Source organism: Pseudonocardia sp. 2-7 (genome assembly GCF_056341085.1).
The window spans coordinates 605,540-624,017 of sequence record NZ_CP094507.1 but is presented as its reverse complement, the minus strand read 5'-3'; the positions used below and the strand labels follow the sequence as shown (position 1 = coordinate 624,017).

At 72.7% G+C, this 18,478-nt stretch carries 15 protein-coding genes; 7 read left to right on the top strand and 8 right to left on the bottom strand.

The features are described 5' to 3' along the window. Positions 1 to 110: 110 nt before the first annotated feature. Complete coding sequence (locus MTO91_RS03155; protein ID WP_405421612.1) at positions 111 to 1,748, bottom strand: ferritin family protein; 1,638 nt, start codon at positions 1,746 to 1,748, stop codon at positions 111 to 113. A 344-nt stretch (positions 1,749 to 2,092) separates the two neighbouring features. On the opposite strand from MTO91_RS03155, the gene MTO91_RS03150 reads away from it, so the two are divergent. The 3 genes from MTO91_RS03150 to MTO91_RS03140 all read left to right on the top strand — a co-directional run bounded on the left by MTO91_RS03150 (position 2,093) and on the right by MTO91_RS03140 (position 5,454). After that, positions 2,093 to 4,018 carry a sigma-54-dependent Fis family transcriptional regulator gene (locus tag MTO91_RS03150; protein WP_476653719.1) on the top strand — a complete coding sequence of 642 codons (1,926 nt, stop codon included), beginning with the start codon at positions 2,093 to 2,095 and terminating at the stop codon, positions 4,016 to 4,018. 10 nt (positions 4,019 to 4,028) lie between these two features. Continuing rightward, positions 4,029 to 4,277, top strand: a complete 249-nt coding sequence (locus MTO91_RS03145; RefSeq protein WP_405419728.1) for a hypothetical protein — start codon at positions 4,029 to 4,031, stop codon at positions 4,275 to 4,277. Positions 4,278 to 4,353: 76 nt separating this feature from the next. Beyond that, entirely contained in the window at positions 4,354 to 5,454 is a 1,101-nt protein-coding gene (locus MTO91_RS03140) for a gamma-glutamylcyclotransferase family protein (RefSeq protein WP_405419729.1), read from the top strand. Positions 5,455 to 5,512: 58 nt separating this feature from the next. Here the strand turns inward: MTO91_RS03140 and MTO91_RS03135 are convergent, their stop codons facing one another. Further along, on the bottom strand, positions 5,513 to 6,838 hold the full coding sequence (locus tag MTO91_RS03135) for an MFS transporter (protein WP_476653717.1): 1,326 nt from the start codon (positions 6,836 to 6,838) through the stop codon (positions 5,513 to 5,515). Positions 6,839 to 7,063: 225 nt separating this feature from the next. On the opposite strand from MTO91_RS03135, the gene MTO91_RS03130 reads away from it, so the two are divergent. Next, the gene (locus tag MTO91_RS03130) at positions 7,064 to 7,975 is read left to right on the top strand and encodes an ABC transporter ATP-binding protein (protein WP_307799714.1); all 912 of its coding nucleotides are present in this window, start codon (positions 7,064 to 7,066) and stop codon (positions 7,973 to 7,975) included. After that, positions 7,972 to 9,144, top strand: a complete 1,173-nt coding sequence (locus MTO91_RS03125) for an ABC transporter permease (protein WP_476653716.1) — start codon at positions 7,972 to 7,974, stop codon at positions 9,142 to 9,144. Before MTO91_RS03130 ends, MTO91_RS03125 begins: the two co-directional genes overlap by 4 nt. On the opposite strand, the gene MTO91_RS03120 is transcribed toward MTO91_RS03125, so the two are convergent. The 4 genes from MTO91_RS03120 to pdxH all read right to left on the bottom strand — a co-directional run bounded on the left by MTO91_RS03120 (position 9,125) and on the right by pdxH (position 14,215). Continuing rightward, complete coding sequence (locus tag MTO91_RS03120; protein WP_405419736.1) at positions 9,125 to 10,516, bottom strand: cryptochrome/photolyase family protein; 1,392 nt, start codon at positions 10,514 to 10,516, stop codon at positions 9,125 to 9,127. The genes MTO91_RS03125 and MTO91_RS03120 overlap by 20 nt on opposite strands. A 201-nt stretch (positions 10,517 to 10,717) precedes the next feature. Then, positions 10,718 to 12,028, bottom strand: a complete 1,311-nt coding sequence (locus MTO91_RS03115; RefSeq protein WP_062399893.1) for a citrate synthase — start codon at positions 12,026 to 12,028, stop codon at positions 10,718 to 10,720. Between the two features lie 89 nt (positions 12,029 to 12,117). Continuing rightward, a complete protein-coding gene (locus MTO91_RS03110) occupies positions 12,118 to 13,512 on the bottom strand; it encodes an MFS transporter (protein ID WP_405419739.1) in 1,395 nt (464 codons plus the stop codon). Positions 13,513 to 13,561: 49 nt separating this feature from the next. Further along, positions 13,562 to 14,215 carry a pyridoxamine 5'-phosphate oxidase gene (pdxH, locus tag MTO91_RS03105; RefSeq protein WP_405419741.1) on the bottom strand — a complete coding sequence of 218 codons (654 nt, stop codon included), beginning with the start codon at positions 14,213 to 14,215 and terminating at the stop codon, positions 13,562 to 13,564. Between the two features lie 200 nt (positions 14,216 to 14,415). Between pdxH and MTO91_RS03100 the strand changes: the two genes are divergently transcribed. Next, positions 14,416 to 15,555 (top strand): citrate synthase 2, encoded by a 1,140-nt coding sequence (locus MTO91_RS03100; RefSeq protein ID WP_251787219.1) that lies wholly within the window; start codon positions 14,416 to 14,418, stop codon positions 15,553 to 15,555. A 128-nt stretch (positions 15,556 to 15,683) separates the two neighbouring features. On the opposite strand, the gene MTO91_RS03095 is transcribed toward MTO91_RS03100, so the two are convergent. Together MTO91_RS03095 and MTO91_RS03090 are read right to left on the bottom strand one after the other, a co-directional pair. Beyond that, positions 15,684 to 16,067 carry a hypothetical protein gene (locus MTO91_RS03095; RefSeq protein ID WP_476653713.1) on the bottom strand — a complete coding sequence of 128 codons (384 nt, stop codon included), beginning with the start codon at positions 16,065 to 16,067 and terminating at the stop codon, positions 15,684 to 15,686. 88 nt (positions 16,068 to 16,155) lie between these two features. Beyond that, the gene (locus MTO91_RS03090) at positions 16,156 to 17,442 is read right to left on the bottom strand and encodes an MFS transporter (protein WP_476653711.1); all 1,287 of its coding nucleotides are present in this window, start codon (positions 17,440 to 17,442) and stop codon (positions 16,156 to 16,158) included. Between the two features lie 70 nt (positions 17,443 to 17,512). Between MTO91_RS03090 and MTO91_RS03085 the strand changes: the two genes are divergently transcribed. After that, complete coding sequence (locus tag MTO91_RS03085) at positions 17,513 to 18,478, top strand: GlxA family transcriptional regulator (protein WP_476653709.1); 966 nt, start codon at positions 17,513 to 17,515, stop codon at positions 18,476 to 18,478.

The following is an 18,478-nucleotide window of genomic DNA, read 5'->3' as shown; positions in this document are numbered from 1 at the left end:
ACGGGAGTCCCGGGGTGACCCGGCCGGGGAAGACGACCCCCCGGCCGGGCCGCGGGAAGAGGGCCCCGTCATGGCGTGACGGGAACCCCCTCCCCTCGCCTGACCCGCGCTCAGGCGTCGGTGGGCGCGGGCCGGCCTGCCGGCCCCTGGCGGTTGTAGTCGGCCACGAACGCCTCGCGCTCGGCGTCGCTCATCTCGTTGAGGATGACGTTGGGGCTGGCCAGGTGCGGCATGCGCCGCATGTGGTCCAGCGTCCACATCTTCTTCGGGTCGAGATCGAGGTGCGGCTGAGCGGTCAGCGTCTTGCCGTCGTCACGGACGAAGCCCATGTCCTGGACGACGTCGGCCCAGTTCCAGCCGTGGTAGAGCGTCTCCCACTCGCGGTGACCCACGAGCTTGCCCATGTTCGGGGTCTCGCGACCCTGGTACACGGGCCGGAAGGCCTCGGCGTCGGTCCAGCGGCAGACCTCGTGGCAGTACGTGCGCCACTGGCCGTCCACCTTGTCGACGACCATGTCCTCGCGCACCAGACACGGGACCATGCAGGTCCAGCAGCGGTGCGGGTACACGTAGTCGACGTCCTCGGCCACGATGGCGTGGTGACCGTTGGGCTTGGCGAGGCGGTTGTAGTTCTCCCACCACTTGCCGTACCGGTCGTACCAGCCCGGGTACTTGTACTCGAACCACTCGAAGTCGGTGTCGGTCATGCCGTCGATCCGCCAGTAGTTGGCGCACCAGCCGGTGGCGAAGAACTGCGCGACCTCGTGCACGTAGCCCTTGTTCCAGATCTGGTTCCAGGACTCCTCGACCAGGTCGTGCGGGATCACCAGGCCGTACTTCTCGAGCGGCAGCAGGTAGCTGCGGTAGTAGTCGTCGTAGATCCAGCGGCGCCACATCTCCGCGTAGGACTCGCGGTCCTTGCGGCGGTCCTTCGTGCCGTACTCGATGAAGGTACCGATGGCGGCGTCGACGACGCGGTGGTTGTTCCACCAGGCGTAGCGCAGGTCGCGCTCGAGCAGCTGGCGGTTGTCCTCGTCCGACAGCGCCATCAGGAGCGTGGCGTAGCCGTTGGAGATGTGCCGCGACTCGTCGGACTGCACCGAGTGGAACACCGTCGGCAGCAGGTAGTCGCCGTTGGCGGCCGCCTCCGCCGGCATCGCCACGAACAGGGTGTTCGTGAACGCGGTCTCCGCGACGATGGTCAGGTAGATCGACGCGGCGGTGATGGCGTCACCGGTGATGAACCCCTCCGCGAACTGGCGGCCGATGGTGCCGCAGTAGTCCGACTGGAAGCTCCGCAGCGAGTTGTTGAAGCCCGCCGGGTCGATGTAGTTGTTCATGTACAGGCGCTTGAGGTTCTGCTGGATCGTGCTGTGCCGAACCTCGTCGATCATCTGGATCGCCTGGCCGTTGTGCAGCTCCGGGTTCGGAACCACGTGGAACAGCATCGGCATCGAGCGCGCCGCCGAGATCTCCGGCAACGGGATGATCGACAGGAAGAGCTTCTGCCACTCCAGCCAGCGCTCCTGCACCTGCCGGAACATGTTGCCGCGGATGGCACCGTCCTGGGCGCCGTAGACGCGGTGGTCCTTCTCCTCCTCCATCGGGAAGTACGAGCGCAGGACCTGCTTGAGCGGGTCCTTCTTCGCCGCCTTCTTGAAGGTGTAGTCGGTTCCGTACTTCATGTACGGCTCGTGGTACTGCGGCTCCCAGGAAAGCTCCTGGATCTTCTGGTGAGCCTTCGCCAAACTCTGCCGACTCACGTCGTCTCCTCACGGTGGTGGGTTGTGGTCGGATCAGCGGGCGAGCGCGGGTAGCCCGATGTCGTGGTCGAACGCGGAGGTCGGACGGCCCGGCGACGTGGGTGGATGCCGCGGCGCCGGTGCCGTCTGTCTTCCGTGCTGCGAATCACACATGGTCCGGCAGGCATTCGAGGTCTCAATATGAGACTCTTCCGCCCCGCCACCTGTGGTGATCTTGCTCTCACGGCGCGTACCGTCGCCGTGACCACGGGATCCGGGCAGGTCACCGCTGTTGCACGCGGGTCCCCGGTGGTCGTGTCCCGAGCTCGACACAGGCGAGGAGGCCGTGTGTGAGACCCCTGCCCGACGGCGCGCAGGGCGCCACCCGGGCGGGCCGGCCGACGCCGCGCCCGCGACACGGACATGACTCCCCCGTCACCGGCTCGGCGCCCACACCCGCCACCAGGACCAGCACCAGCACCAGCGCCGCGGCCGAACGCATCGCGGCGGCCCGCGACGCGTTCCTGCACCACGAGCAGATGCGTGAGGACTCGGTCCGCCCGCCGATCCTGGCGTCCTGGATCCGGTCGCGGGACAGCGACGTCGCGCCCGACTCCATCGACCTGCCCGAGATCGGCCGCGAGACCGACAGCCCGCTGGTGCGGGCGGCCACGCCGATCGTCTCCGAGCTGTGCGACCAGTTCGCCACCGAGCCGGTCAGCCTCATCCTCTGCGACGGCGACGGTGTCGTCCTCGACCGCCGGACCGGTGACTCCGCGCTGCGTCAGCACCTGGACCGGGTGTGGCTCGTCCCCGGTTTCTCCTACGCCGAGCAGCACGTCGGCACCAACGGCATCGGCACCGCGCTGGAGGGCAGGCGCCCGACCGAGGTGTTCGGGCACGAGCACTTCGTCGAGCACCTGGAGGACCTGGCCTGTGCCGGCGCCCCGATCCGGCACCCGGTGACCGGCAAGATCCTCGGCGTCGTCGACCTGACCTGCTGGCGGAGCGAGGCCAACGCGCTGATGGTCGCCACCGCCGCGACGACGGCCCGCCGCATCGAGGAGGCGCTGCTCGCCGCGTCCGGGCGGCACGAGCTGACGCTGCTGCACGACTACCTGACCGCGGTCCAGCGCGGGGGCGACTCCGCGGTGCTCGCCGTCGGCGACGACCTCGTGATGATGAACGACCGCGCCCGCGAGCTCATCGCACCCGGTGACCAGGTCCCGCTGCTCGCCGGGGCGACCGACGCGCTGCGGGCCGGACGCAACCGCCAGCTCGTCGTCGACCTGCCGAGCGGGGCAACCGCGCGCGTGCAGTGCCGGCCGAGCTGGAACGAGGCGGGCTCGGCGGGCGGCATCCTGCAGGTGAGCCTGACCCACCGCGACACCGTCGGCCGCGGCTCCGCGACCCCGACGATCACCACCGCGCTGCCGACCGCCGTCGGCTCGGGGGCGCTGTGGACCAAGTGCGCCCAGGCGGTGGACCGGCACTTCCGCACCAACGAGTGGCTGGTGCTGCAGGGCGAGCACGGCTCCGGCCGGACCACGCTGGCCCGCGCCACTCACCACCTCCACTCCCCCGCCGGGCACGTGCGTGTGCTCGACGCCGGCGACGTGGGCCCGCGATGGCTCTCCGAGGTGTCCGACGAGCTCGAGGGCGGCAGTGGGACGCTGGTGCTGCGCGAGGTCGACCGGCTCCCCCCGGCCGCCGCGGCGGCGCTCGCCGACGTGCTCGAGCCGCACCGCGAGTCGACCGACCCGGAGCGGGCCTGGGTCGTCGCGACCCGCGGCAGCTCCCGGACGACCGACTCACCCGAGCTCGCGTCGCTGCTGGACTGCTTCCCGCGCACCATCGAGGTCCCGCCGCTGCGCCACCACGTGGAGGACGTCGCCGAGCTGGTGCCGTACCTGCTCGCCCGGCTGACGCGCGGCGCCGACCTGACCTGTGCGCCGGAGGCCCTGCGGGTGCTCATGCGGCACCGGTGGCCGGGCAACGTCGAGCAGCTCTACCAGGTGCTGCGCAAGGTCGTGAGCCGTCGCCGGACCGGGGTGATCCGGCTGGAGGACCTGCCGCCGGAGACGCGGGTGCTGGCCCGGCGGGTGCTGACCCCGCTGGAGTCGATCGAGTGCGACGCCATCGTCGACGCCCTGCTCGACGCCGACGGCAACAAGGCCGAGGCCGCGCGCCGGCTCGGGATGAGCCGGGCCACGATCTACCGCAAGATCCGCGGCTACGGCATCGCGACGCCGGAGGGGGCGGGGATGTCCCGGTAGCCTGCGCGGCGTGGGTCGCCGCAGCCGGATCGTCCGCGCGTTCTCCTTCCCGGAGGGCACGCCGCCCCCGCTGCTGGTGATGATCCTGCTGAGCAGCTCGATGGCCGGGGTGTTCGTCGTGGCGATGCTGCTGCCGGACACGGCGTCGACGTGGCTGCGGGTGGTGCTGTCCGCACTCGCGGTGCTGGGCCTGATGCTGCTGACCGCGGCGCTGCTGCGCCGGGCGGCGGCGCAGGGCGGACGTCGGCGGACGGGCTGAGGTCCGCCCGGGGCTGCGTCGGCGCCACCCGGGCGCGTACCGCCGGCCCCGGGTCGTTGATCTACGGTCCGTGCCCATGACGGGATCGGACATCGCCGCCTCGTGGCCGGACTCGGCGTTCCCTGCCGACCCCTACCCGGGTGCCCGGCCGCCGTGCTCGTTCCTGCACGTCGGCGGCCGCACCCGTCCGCTGGCGGCCGCCCCGTCGGCCACCTCCGGCTGGCGCGCTGCGGACCGCTGCCTCGACGACGTGCTCGCCGACCTCGGCGCACCGCCGCTGGCCGCGCGCGTCCCGCTGCTGGCCTACGGCTCGAACGCCTGCCCGTCGAAGGTCTCCTGGATGCGCGGGGAGCGCGGGCTGACCGGTCCGGTCGTCGTGCTGCGGGTCCGGACCGAGGGCCTGGCCGCGGTGTGGTCGGCCGGGCGCCGGGTGGTCGACGACCAGCGCCCCGCGACGCTCGCGGCCGTGCCCGGTGTGACCGAGGAGCACGCGGTCTGGCTGGCGGCTCCGGACCAGTTCGCGGCACTCGACACCGTCGAGGGCCGCGACACCGAACCGCCGCGTTACCGCCTGGCCCGGGTCGCGACCGGACGGGTCACGCTCGTCGACGCCGCCGGGGAGCTCGACCGGCCGTGGGCCTACCTCGCCCCGGAGGTCCCCACCGGCGACCCACGGACGGACCGGCGCCCGCTGCACGTCGACGGGGCACCGGTCCGCTGCGCCGACCTCGACCAGGCCGGAGCCGTCGCGCTCACCGGTACCCCCGGCCCGGACGGTCTGGACGCACGGACCGTCGACGGTGTGCCGGTGCCGGAGCAGTGGCCGTCGCGGGTGTTCGTCTACGGCACCCTCATGCCCGGCCGGCGGGCCTTCGGGATGCTGCGTGAGCACGCCTCGGGGGTGCTGCCGCAGCCGGTGCTGCTGCCGACGGGCGGGGTCGCCGACACCGGTCTCGGGTATCCCGCGCTGACCCTCGACACCGGCGACGGGGTACCCGGCTGGGTCGTCGAGCTGGCCGACCCGGAGACCGCGCTCGCCGCGCTCGACGCCTACGAGGGCCCCGAGTACGCGCGGTCCCGGGTGGTCCTCGGCGACGGCACCGTGTGCTGGGCCTGGGTGTGGACGGCCGCGCGGGACGGGCACGTGCCGCTGCCCCGCGGCTGGCCGGCCCCCTGAGACGCCGACCGGGCCCGCCCCCGACGGGGACGGGCCCGGTGCGGACCGGTGGTGCGGCTCAGGAGCCGGTCTTCGCGGCCTGCCGCGCGCGGTGCTCGGCGAGCCCCGGGACGTCCCGGCCGGCGATCGACACACCCTTCGTCTCGATGACGAAGTAGAGCGCGATCATGCCGACCACGCAGGCGCCCATCATGTAGTAGGCCGGGAACAGGACGTCGCCCGTGCCTTCGATGGCCGCCTCGTTGATCAGCGGCGCGGTGCCGCCGAACGCCGCCGTCGCCACGTTGTAGGAGATCGCCATGCCGGCGAACCGGACGTGGGTCGGGAACATCGCCGGGAACGTCGCGGAGATCGTCCCGAGCTGCAGCAGGTAGATCAGGCCGAGCACGGTGAACCCGAGGATCGCCAGCGGCAGGCTCTGCGCCATCAGCATGTACATCGGGATCGCCAGCACGAAGATGCCGACCAGTGAGATCCACCAGCACGGTTTGCGGCCGATGCGGTCCGACAGCGCACCGGCGAACGGGATCAGCAGCATCATCACGACCTGGCCGATCACGGCGACGGTGTCGGCACTCGCCGAGTCCATCGACAGCGTCGTCTGCAGGTAGGTCGGCATGTAGGTCAGCAGGGTGTAGTTGATGACGTTCAGCGCGATGACCAGTCCGAACAGCGCCAGGATCGGCTGCCAGTAGCGTACGAGGAGGTCCTTGAGCGCTCCGGTCGCGGCGGACTCGGACTCGCCGGCGGCCTCCAGGTCCCGGAACACCGGGGTGTCCTCGAGCTTGGTCCGGATGTAGAGACCGATCATGGCCAGCGGCAGGGCGATCATGAACGGGATGCGCCAGCCGTAGTCGAGCATGGCCTGCTCGCCGATCGCGGTCTCCAGGCCGAAGACGACCAGCACCGCGAGCGTGAAGCCGGCCAGGGTGCCGAACTCCAGGAAGCTGCCCCAGAAGCCGCGCTTGCGGTCCGGCGCGTACTCCGCCATGAACGTGGCGGCGCCGCCGTACTCACCGCCGGTGGAGAAGCCCTGGATGATCCGCAGCAGGAACAGGAGTGCCGGGGCGGCCCAGCCGATCGTCTCGTACGACGGGATGACGCCGATCAGGAACGTCGCGACACCCATCAGGATGATCGTCATCGACAGGACCTTCTGCCTGCCGATGCGGTCACCGAGCGGGCCCCACACGAAGCCGCCGAGCGGCCGCAGGACGAACGAGATCGCGAACCCGAGCAGCGTGCCGAGATAGCCCAGCTCACCCGGGAAGAACGCCTGCGTCAGCTCGACCGTCAGATAGGCGTAGATGCCGTAGTCGAACCATTCCGTCGCATTCCCGATCGCCGACGCTGCGACCGCCCTCCGTAGTACGGAGGGCTCCACGTCGTTCTCGCCACTCTGTTGACCAGCACCTGCCGGAACCGATGACATTCGAGGACCCCCACTCGCGCAATGCGTAAACCGCTACCGGAAGCGCATTTCGTTACACGATCGACATATCCAGCACCATTGCGGTGTGCGGAGCCTACAGAGCCGAAAGAGGGGCTGCCACCCACGCGCGGTGATCGATACCGGTGCGCGACACCCACCCCGTGTAGCGTCGCCGGGGTGCTGGCGATCGACGGCCTCGCCAAGCGGTTCGGCTCCGCGACCGCCCTCGACGGGGTGAGCTTCACGGTCGGCGCGGGCGAGGTGTTCGGCTTCGTCGGCGGCAACGGGGCGGGCAAGACGACGACGATGCGGATCGTGCTCGGCGTCCTCGACGCCGATGCCGGCGCGGTCACCTGGAAGGGCGGCCCGCTCGGTCCCGCGCAACGGCGCCGGATCGGCTACCTGCCCGAGGAACGCGGTCTGTACCCACGGATGCGGGTCGCCGAGCAGCTCGTCTACCTGGCCCGGCTGCACGGGCTGTCCCGGTCGGCCGCGCTCGCCGCCACCGAGACCTGGACCGACCGGGTCGGGCTCGCCGACCGCCGCGGCGACGAGGTGCAGAAGCTGTCGCTGGGGAACCAGCAGCGGGTGCAGCTGTGCGCCGCGCTGGTGCACGACCCCGACCTGCTGGTCCTCGACGAACCGTTCTCCGGGCTGGACCCGGCGGCCGTCGACACCCTGGGGGCGGTGCTGCGCGAACGCGCCGCGGCCGGGGTGCCCGTGGTGTTCTCCTCCCACCAGTTGGAGCTGGTGGAGCGGCTGTGCGACCGGGTCGGGATCATCTCGGCGGGCCGGATGGCCGCGGTCGGGACGGTCGACGGACTGCGGGCCGGGGCCGCCGACCGCTACGACGTGACGGGCCCGCCGCCCGGCTGGGCCGACACCGTCGCCGGGGTGCGGGTCGTCGGCACCGAGGGCGACCGCACCCGCGTCGAGCTGGCGCCGGGCACCGACGACCAGGCGCTGCTCGCCGCGGCACTGGCCGCCGGACCGGTGCACGCGTTCGGTCCGTACCGGCCGCCGCTGACCGAGCTGTACCGCGACGCCGTGCGCGACCGCGCCGTCCCGGCGACCGACGGTGCCCGATGAGGACGGTGCTGCTCGTCGCGCGGCGGGAGATCACCACCCAGCTGCGGTCGCGGACGTTCGTCGTCGGGATCCTGCTGATGCTGCTGGTGTTCGGCGGCTACGGCGCGGTGATCGTGTTCGCCGGGTCGCAGAGCTCGTCGTCGTCGCTGGTGCTCGACGGGCCGGCCCGCGAGCTGCGCGGCGAGCTGCAGGGCACCGCGGACCGGCTGGGCACCGCGCTGCGGCTGACCGAGGCCGGGAACCGGGCCACCGCCGAGTCGATGGTCCGCACCGGCGAGGCCGACGCGATGCTCACCGGGGCGCCGGGGACCTACCAGCTCGTGGGCCTCGACGACGTCGCCCCGGGGCTGCGGTCGCTGGTCGCCGACGTCGTCGAGCAGCAGGCCGTGCGCGAGTCGCTGCTCGCCGCCGGCGCCGACCCGGAGCGGGTGAGCACGCTGTCCGGGGTGGGCGTGCGCACCCTCGAACCGGTCGACACCGAGCTGGGCCAGCGGGTGGGGACCGCGTTCGTCGTGACGTTCCTGCTGTTCTTCTCGGTCACCGCCTACGGCGCGGCGGTCGCGCAGGGGGTGGTCGAGGAGAAGTCCGGACGCGTGGTGGAGCTGCTGCTCGCGACGATCCCGGCCCGGCAGCTGCTCGCCGGGAAGGTGCTCGGCCTCGGTCTGGTCGGGCTGCTGCAGCTGCTGATCCTCGGCGCGGTGGGCGCGGCCGTCGCGGTGGGCACGGGCGCGCTGGCCGTCCCGGCGCTGCTGCTGCCGACGCTGGTGTCGGCGCTGGCCTGGTACCTGGTCGGGTTCTTCCTGTTCGCGACGCTCTACGCGGCGGCGGGGGCGCTCGTGTCCCGCCAGGAGGAGCTCCAGTCGGTGACCGCGCCGATCGCCGTCGTGCTGCTCGTGCCGTTCCTGCTCGCCGTCGCCGTGCTGCCCGTGGACCCGCGCAACCCCGTCACCACGGTGCTGTCGTTCGTGCCCTACCTGTCGCAGACGCTCATGCCGGCCCGCACCGCGCTGGGGGTCACCGCGTGGTGGGAGCCGGTCGTCGCGTTCGTGGTGGCGCTGCTCGCGCTGGCCGGGATGGTGGTGCTGTCGGCCCGCGTCTACCGCAATTCGGTGCTGCGCACCGGGGCGCGGGTCCGCTGGCGGGACGCCCTCAGGACCGGGCGGCCTTGACCTGGTCGTAGCGGGCGAGCGCGTCCTCCCGCTCGGCCTTGTGGTCGACCATCGGCTCCGGGTACCCGTCCGGGATGCCGCCCTTCAGCTTCCACGGCTGGTGCACGGCCTTCCCCTCGACGTCGGCGAGCTCGGGCACCCAGCGGCGCACGTAGTCGCCGTCGGGGTCGAACCTCTCGCCCTGGGTGATCGGGTTGAAGACCCGGAAGTACGGCGACGCGTCCGTCCCCGACCCGGCCGTCCACTGCCAGCCGTGCTGGTTCGAGGCCAGGTCGCCGTCGACGAGCAGTGCCATGAAGTGCCGGGCGCCACGCCACCACGGGATGTGCAGGTCCTTGACCAGGAACGACGCGACGATCATCCGCACCCGGTTGTGCATCCAGGCCTCGCCGCGCAGCTGGCGCATCCCGGCGTCGACGATCGGGAAGCCCGTCCGGCCCTCGCACCAGCGCTCGAAGTCGGCGTCGGCGGCCTTCCCGGTGCGCAGCGGCAGGTGGTCGAAGGCCGTGTCGTAGTTCCCCCGCGCGGAGTCCGGGCGCCGGTACAGCACGTCGGCGTAGAAGTCCCGCCAGGCGATCTCGGTGCGGTAGGTCTTCACCGAGTCACCCTTCCGCTTCGCCAGGTCCGCGAGCAGCGTGCGCGGGTGGACGCAGCCGTACTTCAGGTACGGCGACATGCCCGAGGTGCCGCGCTCGGCCGGCAGGTCGCGGGCGGACCCGTAGTCCTCGACGCCCTCGTCGAGGAAGTCCTTCCAGCGGGCCAGTGCCGCGGACTCCCCCGCCTCGGGCAGCTCGGCCTCGACCGGCTCGTCGTCGGGGACCTTCACCGCGCGGGGCCCGCCGTCCTTGTCCGACGGATCCATCCAGGTGCACGTCGACGCGTCGGTGTCGGCCGGGGCGCGCCAGCCGTGGTCGGCCCAGGCGCGGCTGAACGGGGTGAACACCTTGAACGGCCCGCCGGTGCCCTTCTCCACCCGGCCGGGGGCGACGGCGTAGGGCGAGCCGGTGCGGACGAGTTCGACGTCGTCCTCGGCGAGCGCCTTCTCGACCTGCTCGTCGCGCTCGCGGCCGTAGGGGCCGTAGTCCGCCGCGACGTGCACGGTCTGCGCGCCGACGGCCTTCGCGATCCGCGGGACGACGTCGGCCGGGTCGCCCTTCACGACGAGCAGCTTCCCGCCGAGTGCCTCGTCGAGCTCGCGCAGACACCCGAAGAGGAAGTTCGCGCGGGCCGCACCGGAGGGGGTCAGCAGGGCCGGGTCCAGCACGAACAGCGCGAGCGCGCGGTCGGCGGCGTCGGCCGCGGCGAGGAACGTGGGCTGGTCGGCGACCCGGAGGTCGCGCCGGAACCAGACGACGGCAGTGCTGGGCGCCATGCCGGTCGACGCTAGCGGCGCCACCGCCGCGCCGCCCGCCGAGCCGTCGCACCCCTCCGGTGTGCCCCCAGGGGAACTCTCGTGGCTTAGAGCGCTACGAGGGTTCCCCTGGGAGCGCCGGGGCGGCGGCTCCCCGGAACGAGCGAGCGGGCCGGTCGTGGGACCGGCCCGCTCGGGGGGTGAGGCGGTGGGGCTACGCGGTCAGCGCTGCCCGACGGGCACGTACAGCCGCTCCGCGGAACCGGTGTAGAGCTGGCGCGGGCGCCCGATCTTGTTCTGCGGGTCGTTCATCATCTCGCGCCAGTGCGCGATCCAGCCCGGGAGCCGGCCGAGTGCGAAGAGCACGGTGAACATCTTCACCGGGAAGCCCATCGCCCGGTAGATGACACCGGTGTAGAAGTCGACGTTCGGGTAGAGCTTGCGCTCGACGAAGTAGTCGTCGGCCAGCGCCTTCTCCTCGAGCGTCATGGCGATGTCGAGCAGCGGGTCGTTGACGCCGAGCTTCTTGAGGATCGTCTCGGCCTGCTCCTTGACGATCTTCGCGCGAGGGTCGTAGTTCTTGTAGACCCGGTGCCCGAAGCCCATCAGCTTCGCGCCCTGCTCCTTGTTCTTGACCCGGTTCACGAAGTCGTCGACGTTGCCGCCCTCGACGTCCTTGATGCGGGTCAGCATCTCCAGGACCGCCTGGTTGGCGCCGCCGTGCAGCGGGCCGAACAGCGCGTTGATGCCGGCGGAGATGGAGGCGAACAGGTTCGCCTGGCTGGAGCCGACCAGCCGCACCGTCGAGGTGGAGCAGTTCTGCTCGTGGTCGGCGTGCAGGATCAGCAGGGTGTCGAGAGCGCGGACCATGTCCGGGTCCAGCTCGTAGGGCTCGGCGGGGAACCCGAAGGTCATCCGCAGGAAGTTCTCGACGAGGCCGAGGGAGTTGTCCGGGTACAGGAACGGCTGCCCGACGGACTTCTTGTACGCGTAGGCGGCGATCGTGAAGACCTTCGCCATGAGCCGTACGGTGGAGAGCTCGACGGCCTCCTCGTCGTGCGGGTCCAGCGAGTCCTGGTAGAAGGTCGACAGCGCGCTGACCGCCGACGACAGCACCGGCATCGGGTGCGCGTCCCGCGGGAAGCCCTCGAAGAAGCGCTTCAGGTCCTCGTGCAGCAGGGTGTGCCGGCTGATCCGGTTGGTGAAGGCGTCGAGCTGCTGCTGGCTCGGCAGCTCGCCGTAGATCAGCAGGTAGCTGACCTCGAGGAACGTGGAGTTCCCGGCCAGCTGGTCGATCGGGTAGCCGCGGTAGCGGAGGATGCCGGCGTCACCGTCGATGTAGGTGATCGCGGACGAGCAGGCAGCGGTGCTGGTGAAGCCCGGGTCGAAGGTGACCAGGCCGGTCTTGCCGAGCAGCTTGCTGACGTCGACGGCCTGCGACCCCTCCGTCGGGGTGTGCACCGCGGTCTCGAACTCGCCGCCCGAGTACCGGAGTACGGCGGTGTCGGACTTGGCGGCGGTCTCGTCGGACATGTGGAGGTTCCCTCTCACAGCGGGGATCAATCGGGTCTCGGGCACACGCTAGCCCGCCGGGGCGATTCCGCAGAACGCGGCGACGATTCTCACCCTCCGTCGCGGGGTGCCCGATATCGGAGGAACTCCGGGAAGCGCCACACGCACAGCAGCACGCCGACGATCACGGCGAGGCCGCCGAGCGCCGCGGTGGGGCCGGGCCCGACGAGCGAGGCCACCGACCCGTGCCACATGTCGGCGAGCCGGGGCCCGCCCGCGACGACGACGATGAACACGCCCTGCATCCGGCCGCGCATCTCGTCGGTGGCGACGGTCTGCAGCATCGACGACCGGTAGACCGAGCTGACCAGGTCCCCGGCACCGGCGACGGCGAGCGCGAGCACCGCGAGGAACAGCGACCCGGTGAGCCCGAACACGAGCACCCCGCCGCCCCACACGCACACCGCGACGACGACCGCGACGCCCTGGCGCTGCACCTTCTGCAGCCAGCCCGACAGCACCCCGCCCGCGACCATCCCGATCGGGATCGCGGCGTACAGCAGGCCCTGCTGGACACCACCGTCGACCGTCCCGCCGAAGGTGTCCACCGCCATCTGCGGGAACAGGACCCGGGGCATGCCCAGACCCATCGCGATCACGTCGACCAGGAACGAGACGAGCAGGATGCGCTGCGTCCCGACGTAGCGGAAGCCGTCGACGACCGAGCGCAGCCCCACCTTCGGGCGGGCGCCGTCCACCCGTTGCGCGGAGCTGGGCAGCGCGGGCAGCCGCCAGGTCGCCCACAGCGTCGCCAGCAGGAAGATCGCGTCGATCAGGTAGAGCGTCGAGAGCCCGATGAACGGGATCAGCACCCCGGCCAGCAGCGGCCCGAGCACCGCGCCGACCTGCACGACGGTCATGTTCAGCGCGTTCGCCGCGGGCAGCTGCTCGGCGGGCAGCAGCCGCGGGATGACCGCGCTGCGGGTGGGCTGGTTCATCGCGAGCATCGCCGACTGGAACGCGAACAGCACCAGCACGACCCACACGTTCCCGGCGCCGCTGGCCGACACCACCCACAGCGCCAGCGAGCTCAGCGCGATCCCGGAGCCGGTGAACAGCAGCATGACCCGGCGGTCGACGGCGTCGGCGATCGCGCCGCCCCACAGCCCGAACACCACCAGCGGGACCAGGCCGAACAGCCCCGTGAGTCCGACGTAGGCCGAGGAGCCGGTCAGCTGGAAGATCTGGATCGGCACGGCGACGACAGACAGCTGCGCGCCGATCACCGTCACGATCCCGGCCACCCACAGCCGCCGGTAGGCGGGTGTGCGCAGCGGGGTGGTGTCGGCGAAGGTCGACCGCAGCAGCCCGGTGATCCGCGACGCGCGGGTGCGGACGGTCGGGCCCTGGTCCGCGGCGGCGGGGACCGGGCGGGTCGGGGTGTCCCGTTCCGCACCGGGCACGGGCTGCGTCGGCCCCTCGCCGGGATCGTTGCGCGTGCTCACGACGTCAAGGTGTACACGGACGCCCCGACGACGCGCCTCCGGGATCTCCCTAGGGGGCGAGCCGCCGCACGGACCAGGAGTCGTCGCGGCCGACCTCGAACCGCAGCCGGTCGTGCATCCGGTCGGCGCGGCCCTGCCAGAACTCGACCTGCCACGGCACGATCCGCCAGCCGCCCCAGTGCGGGGGCCGCGGGATCTCCTCCACGCCGTCGAAGCGGCGGGTGACCCCGGCGAGCGCCTGGTCGAGGACGGTGCGCCCCGCGACGATCGTCGACTGCGCCGACGCCCAGGCACCCAGCTGCGACCCGCGCGGGCGCAGCGCCCAGTAGGCGTCGGACTGGGCGTCCGAGCAGCGCTCCACCCGGCCGGAGAGCTGGACCTGCCGCTGGAGGTCGTACCAGGGGAAGGTCACCGAGGCGACGCGCGTGCGGTTCAGGTCGTGGCTCTTGGCCGAGGTGTAGTTGGTGTAGAAGACGATCCCGCCGGCGTCGAGGCCCTTGCACAGGACGGTGCGCGACGACGGCAGCCCGTCCGGGTCCGACGTCGCCAGCACCATCGCGTTCGGCTCGGTCAGCCCGGCCTCACGGGCCTGCTCCAGCCACGCGGTGAGCTGTTCGTGCCAGGTCGGAGCCAGGTCGTCGACGTCGAGCGGGCGGCTCGAGTAGTCCGTCCGCATCCTCTCGAGGGCGGGCGCGTCGGTCATCGGTTCCCCTTCCGGACAGGTGCGTGCGTCTCGCACGGTAAGCGCGCCGGAGCCGCGTGTGCACCCGCCGATCGGAGTGGTCGCGACCGGCGTTCACGGACGGGAATCCGGTTCGTGATCGACACCACCGGCCGGTCGCGTTGCTCCGCTGACCCGTTCGGAGCAGGGTGACGGCGACGATCCGAGCCGAAGGAGACCCGGTGACCGAGACGACCGCGTACGAGGTGCCCCCGCCGCCGCCCGGCTTCACGTCCGGGCTGGAGGGCCACGTCGCGTTCCGGACCGAGATCGCCGAGCCCGACAAGGACGGCGGGTCGCTGCGCTATCGCGGCGTCGACCTGGAGGACCTCGCCGGCACCGTGACCTTCGGCGACGTCTGGGCCCTGCTGGTCGACGGCCGGTTCGGCCAGAGCCTGCCGCCCGCCGAGCCGTTCCCGATCCCGGTGCACACCGGTGACGTCCGGGTCGACGTGCAGGCGGCGCTGGCCATGCTCGCCCCGTACTGGGGCTACCGCCCGCTGCTCGACATCGACGACACCGAGGCCCGCGACAACCTGGCCCGCGCCTCGGTGATGGCGCTGTCCTACGTCGCCCAGTCCGCCCGTGGCATCGGTGTGCCCGCGGTGCCGCAGTCGCGCATCGACGAGTGCTCCACCATCACCGAGCGCTTCATGACCCGCTGGCGTGGCGAGCCCGACCCGCGCCACGTCGCCGCCGTCGACGCCTACTGGGTGTCCGCCGCCGAGCACGGCATGAACGCCTCGACCTTCACCGCCCGGGTGATCGCCTCCACCGGCGCCGACGCCGCCGCGTCGCTGTCCGGCGCGATCGGCGCCATGTCCGGCCCGCTGCACGGTGGCGCCCCGGCCCGGGTGCTCCCGATGATCGACGAGGTGGAGCGCACCGGTGACGCAGGGGCGCTGGTGACGGGCCTGCTGGACCGCAAGGAGAAGCTCATGGGCTTCGGGCACCGGGTCTACCGGGCCGAGGACCCGCGGGCCCGCGTGCTGCGCCGCACCTGTCAGGAGCTGAACGCCCCGCGCTACGAGGTGGCCGCCGAGCTGGAGCGCACGGCGCTGGCGATCCTGCGCGAGCGGCGCCCGGACCGTCCGATCGAGACCAACGTCGAGTTCTGGGCGGCGGTGATCCTCGACTTCGCCGAGGTCCCGCCGCACATGATGCCCGCGATGTTCACCTCGGCCCGGACCGCGGGCTGGTCGGCGCACGTGATGGAGCAGAAGCGCGAGGGCAAGCTCGTGCGTCCGAGCGCGCAGTACATCGGCCCGGGCCCGCGCCGTCCGCAGGAGGTCGAGGGCTGGGACTCGGTCGTCGCCCGCTGACCGGGACCCGCGGCCCGTGCGACGTACGGGGCCCGCTCAGGAGAGGGGGCCGGTGATCCGGGCGACGGCCTCCCCGCCGTCGCGGCGGAGCCACCCGTCCTGGTGCACCAGCCCGTACACGCCGTAGCTCAGGGCCGTACCGGGTACGACGACCGCAGCGTGGGCCGCTGCCCGAGCACCGCGAGGTGCAGGCCCGCCAGCAGCAGCACCGCGAACGGCGGAGTCACCAGGGCCCCCAGCAGTGCGACCAGCAGGCCGCTGCCCAGGGACCCCGCGAACGCCTCCACCAGGTCGGGGGTCGGGGGCGGCGTGGGCTCGACGAGCGTCAGCAGGCCCTCGGCCCCGAGCACGACCACCATCAGCACGAGGGCCGGCACCAGCGTGAGGACGGGGCCGCGGCGCACATGGCGCCACGCCCCACCCACGATCTCTCCGGCGTCGAGCGGTCGTAGCGGCACGATGCCGGGCTGCGGCGGCCCAGGCTCCCCCGGGCCGGGGTGGTCCTCCGTCACGGTCGCCCCCTCTGCTCGCCCGGTTCGTGTCCTACCGGACATCGGGGACGCCCGGGCGGGATCTCCGGCGATCGTGAGCCGATGGTGATCAGCCGGTGGGCAGCGGCGCGGGGACCCGCCGGCGCCGGATCGCCAGCGACAGCCCGGCCGCGACGACGCAGAGGACGGCGCCGCCGTACCAGGCCGCGTCGTAGCTGCCCAGCGCGTCGCGGACCAGCCCCGCGACGAGTGCGGCGAACGCCGCCCCGATCTGGTGCGAGGCGAAGATCCAGCCGAACACCACCGCCGAGCGGGCGCCGAACGCCTCGCGGGCCAGCGCCATCGTCGGTGGGACGGTCGCGACCCAGTCCAGGCCGTAGAACACGACGAACGCGAGCATGCTCGCGTTCAGATCGGTCCCGAACAGCGGCGGGAGCAGGAACAGGGACAGCCCGCGCAGCGCGTAGTAGGCGCCCAGCAGGAGCCGCGGGTCGACGCGGTCGGTCAGCCAGCCGGAGAAGATCGTCCCGAGCAGGTCGAAGATGCCGACCAGGGCGAGCAGGGAGGCCGCCGTCGTCGCGGGCATGCCGTGGTCGTGCGCGGCCGGGACGAAGTGGGACTGGACCAGCCCGGCCGTCGTCGCGCCGCAGATGAAGAACCCGCCGACGAGCAGCCAGAACGTGCCGGTGCGCGAGGCGTCGGCCAGGGCCCGCAGCGCCAGCCGCGCGGCACCCGCGCGCTGCGGCGGGACGACGTCGGCCTCGGTGCCGCCGTAGGGCAGGACCCCGGCGTCGGCGGGGCGGTCCTTCAGGAACAGCAGCACGACCGGCACCACGGCCAGGGCCGCGCCCGCGGTGATCAGCGCCGCGGGCCGCCACCCGCCCGACTCGACGACGGCCGCGACGAGCGGCAGGAACACCAGCTGCCCGGTGGCGGTGGCGGCGGTGAGGACGCCGGAGACGAGGCCGCGACGGGCGACGAACCAGCGGTTCACCACGGTCGCGACCAGCGCCATCGCCATCGACCCGGTACCCAGCCCGACGACGACGCCCCACAGCAGCACCAGCTGCCAGACCGCCGTCATGAACACGGTCGTGCCCGCGCCGACCGCCACCATGACCAGCGCGGTCGCGACCACGCGGCGCACGCCGAAGCGCTCCATCAGCGCCGCCGCGAACGGCGCGGTCACCCCGAACAGGGCGAGGTTCACCGCGAGCGCGAAGGAGATGGACCCGATGCCCCAGCCGAACTCGGCGTGCAGCGGCTCCACCAGCACGCCCGGCGTGGAGCGGAACCCGGCCGCGCCGAGCAGGGCGAGGAACGTCGCCCCGGCCGCCCACCAGGCCGGGTGCACCCGGCGCCGCTGCGTGTCCGCCGTCGCGGGCGCTGTCGTCATGGCTCCATCGTGCGGTGGCGCTGCGATGCGCAACAGTGGCCGCTCGGACGACATGTGCAAGAATTCGGCCATGCACCGGGTCGGAGTGCTCACCGTCGACGGGGTGATCGCCTTCGAGCTGGGCATCCCCGAGCGGATCCTCGGCACCACGACCACGGCGGACGGCACCCCCCTCTACGACGTGCGGGTCGCCACCGTCGACGGCGGCCCGGTCCGCACCAGTGCCGGGTACCGGGTGCTGCCCGAACACGGGATCGAGGCGCTGGAGCGCGCGGACACCCTGGTCGTGCCGGCCGTGCGCGGCCCGAACACCGGCGACCCGGGCCCGGCCGTCCTCGGCCTGGTGCGCCGGGCCGTGGACCGCGGCGCGCGGGTGGTCGCGATCTGCACCGGCGCGTTCACCCTCGCCGCCGCCGGGGTGCTCGACGGCCGCCGCGCCACCACCCACTGGGCGCACGTGGACGACTTCCGCGCGCTGTACCCGCACGTCGAGCTCGACCCCGACGTGCTGTTCGTCGACGACGGCGACGTCCTCACCTCGGCGGGCGTCGCCGCGGGCATCGACCTCTGCCTGCACCTGGTGCGCCGCGACCACGGCGCCGGGACCGCCGCGGCGACGGCCCGGCGCAACGTCGTCGCGCCGTGGCGGGAGGGCGGGCAGGCGCAGTTCGTGGAGTCCCACGTCCCCGACCCCGGCGGCGGCCCCGACACCCGCGCCGTGCGCGAGTGGGCGTTGCAGCACCTCGACCGGCCGCTCGCCGTCGAGGAGCTGGCGGAACGGGCGTCCATGAGCGTGCGGACCTTCACCCGCCGCTTCCGCGCCGAGACCGGCACCAGCCCGGGGCGCTGGCTGTCCGCGCGCCGCCTCGACCTCGTGCGACGCCTGCTGGAGACCACCGACCTCCCCGTCGAGCAGGTCGCGGCCCGCTCCGGCTTCGGCACCACCGCCGCGCTGCGCCAGCGGCTGCACGCCGACATCGGGATGGCCCCGCTCGCCTACCGGCGCTCGCACCGCGCCCCTGCCGTCACCCGGTGA

Coding starts and splice junctions, on each gene's coding strand:
- MTO91_RS03140 (WP_405419729.1), top strand. CDS start 4,354: ATGACGGGATCGGACATCGCCGCCTCGTGGCCGGACTCGGCGTTCCCT.
- MTO91_RS03125 (WP_476653716.1), top strand. CDS start 7,972: ATGAGGACGGTGCTGCTCGTCGCGCGGCGGGAGATCACCACCCAGCTG.
- MTO91_RS03120 (WP_405419736.1), bottom strand. CDS start 10,516: ATGGCGCCCAGCACTGCCGTCGTCTGGTTCCGGCGCGACCTCCGGGTC.
- MTO91_RS03115 (WP_062399893.1), bottom strand. CDS start 12,028: ATGTCCGACGAGACCGCCGCCAAGTCCGACACCGCCGTACTCCGGTAC.
- pdxH (WP_405419741.1), bottom strand. CDS start 14,215: ATGACCGACGCGCCCGCCCTCGAGAGGATGCGGACGGACTACTCGAGC.
- MTO91_RS03090 (WP_476653711.1), bottom strand. CDS start 17,442: ATGACGACAGCGCCCGCGACGGCGGACACGCAGCGGCGCCGGGTGCAC.
- MTO91_RS03085 (WP_476653709.1), top strand. CDS start 17,513: ATGCACCGGGTCGGAGTGCTCACCGTCGACGGGGTGATCGCCTTCGAG.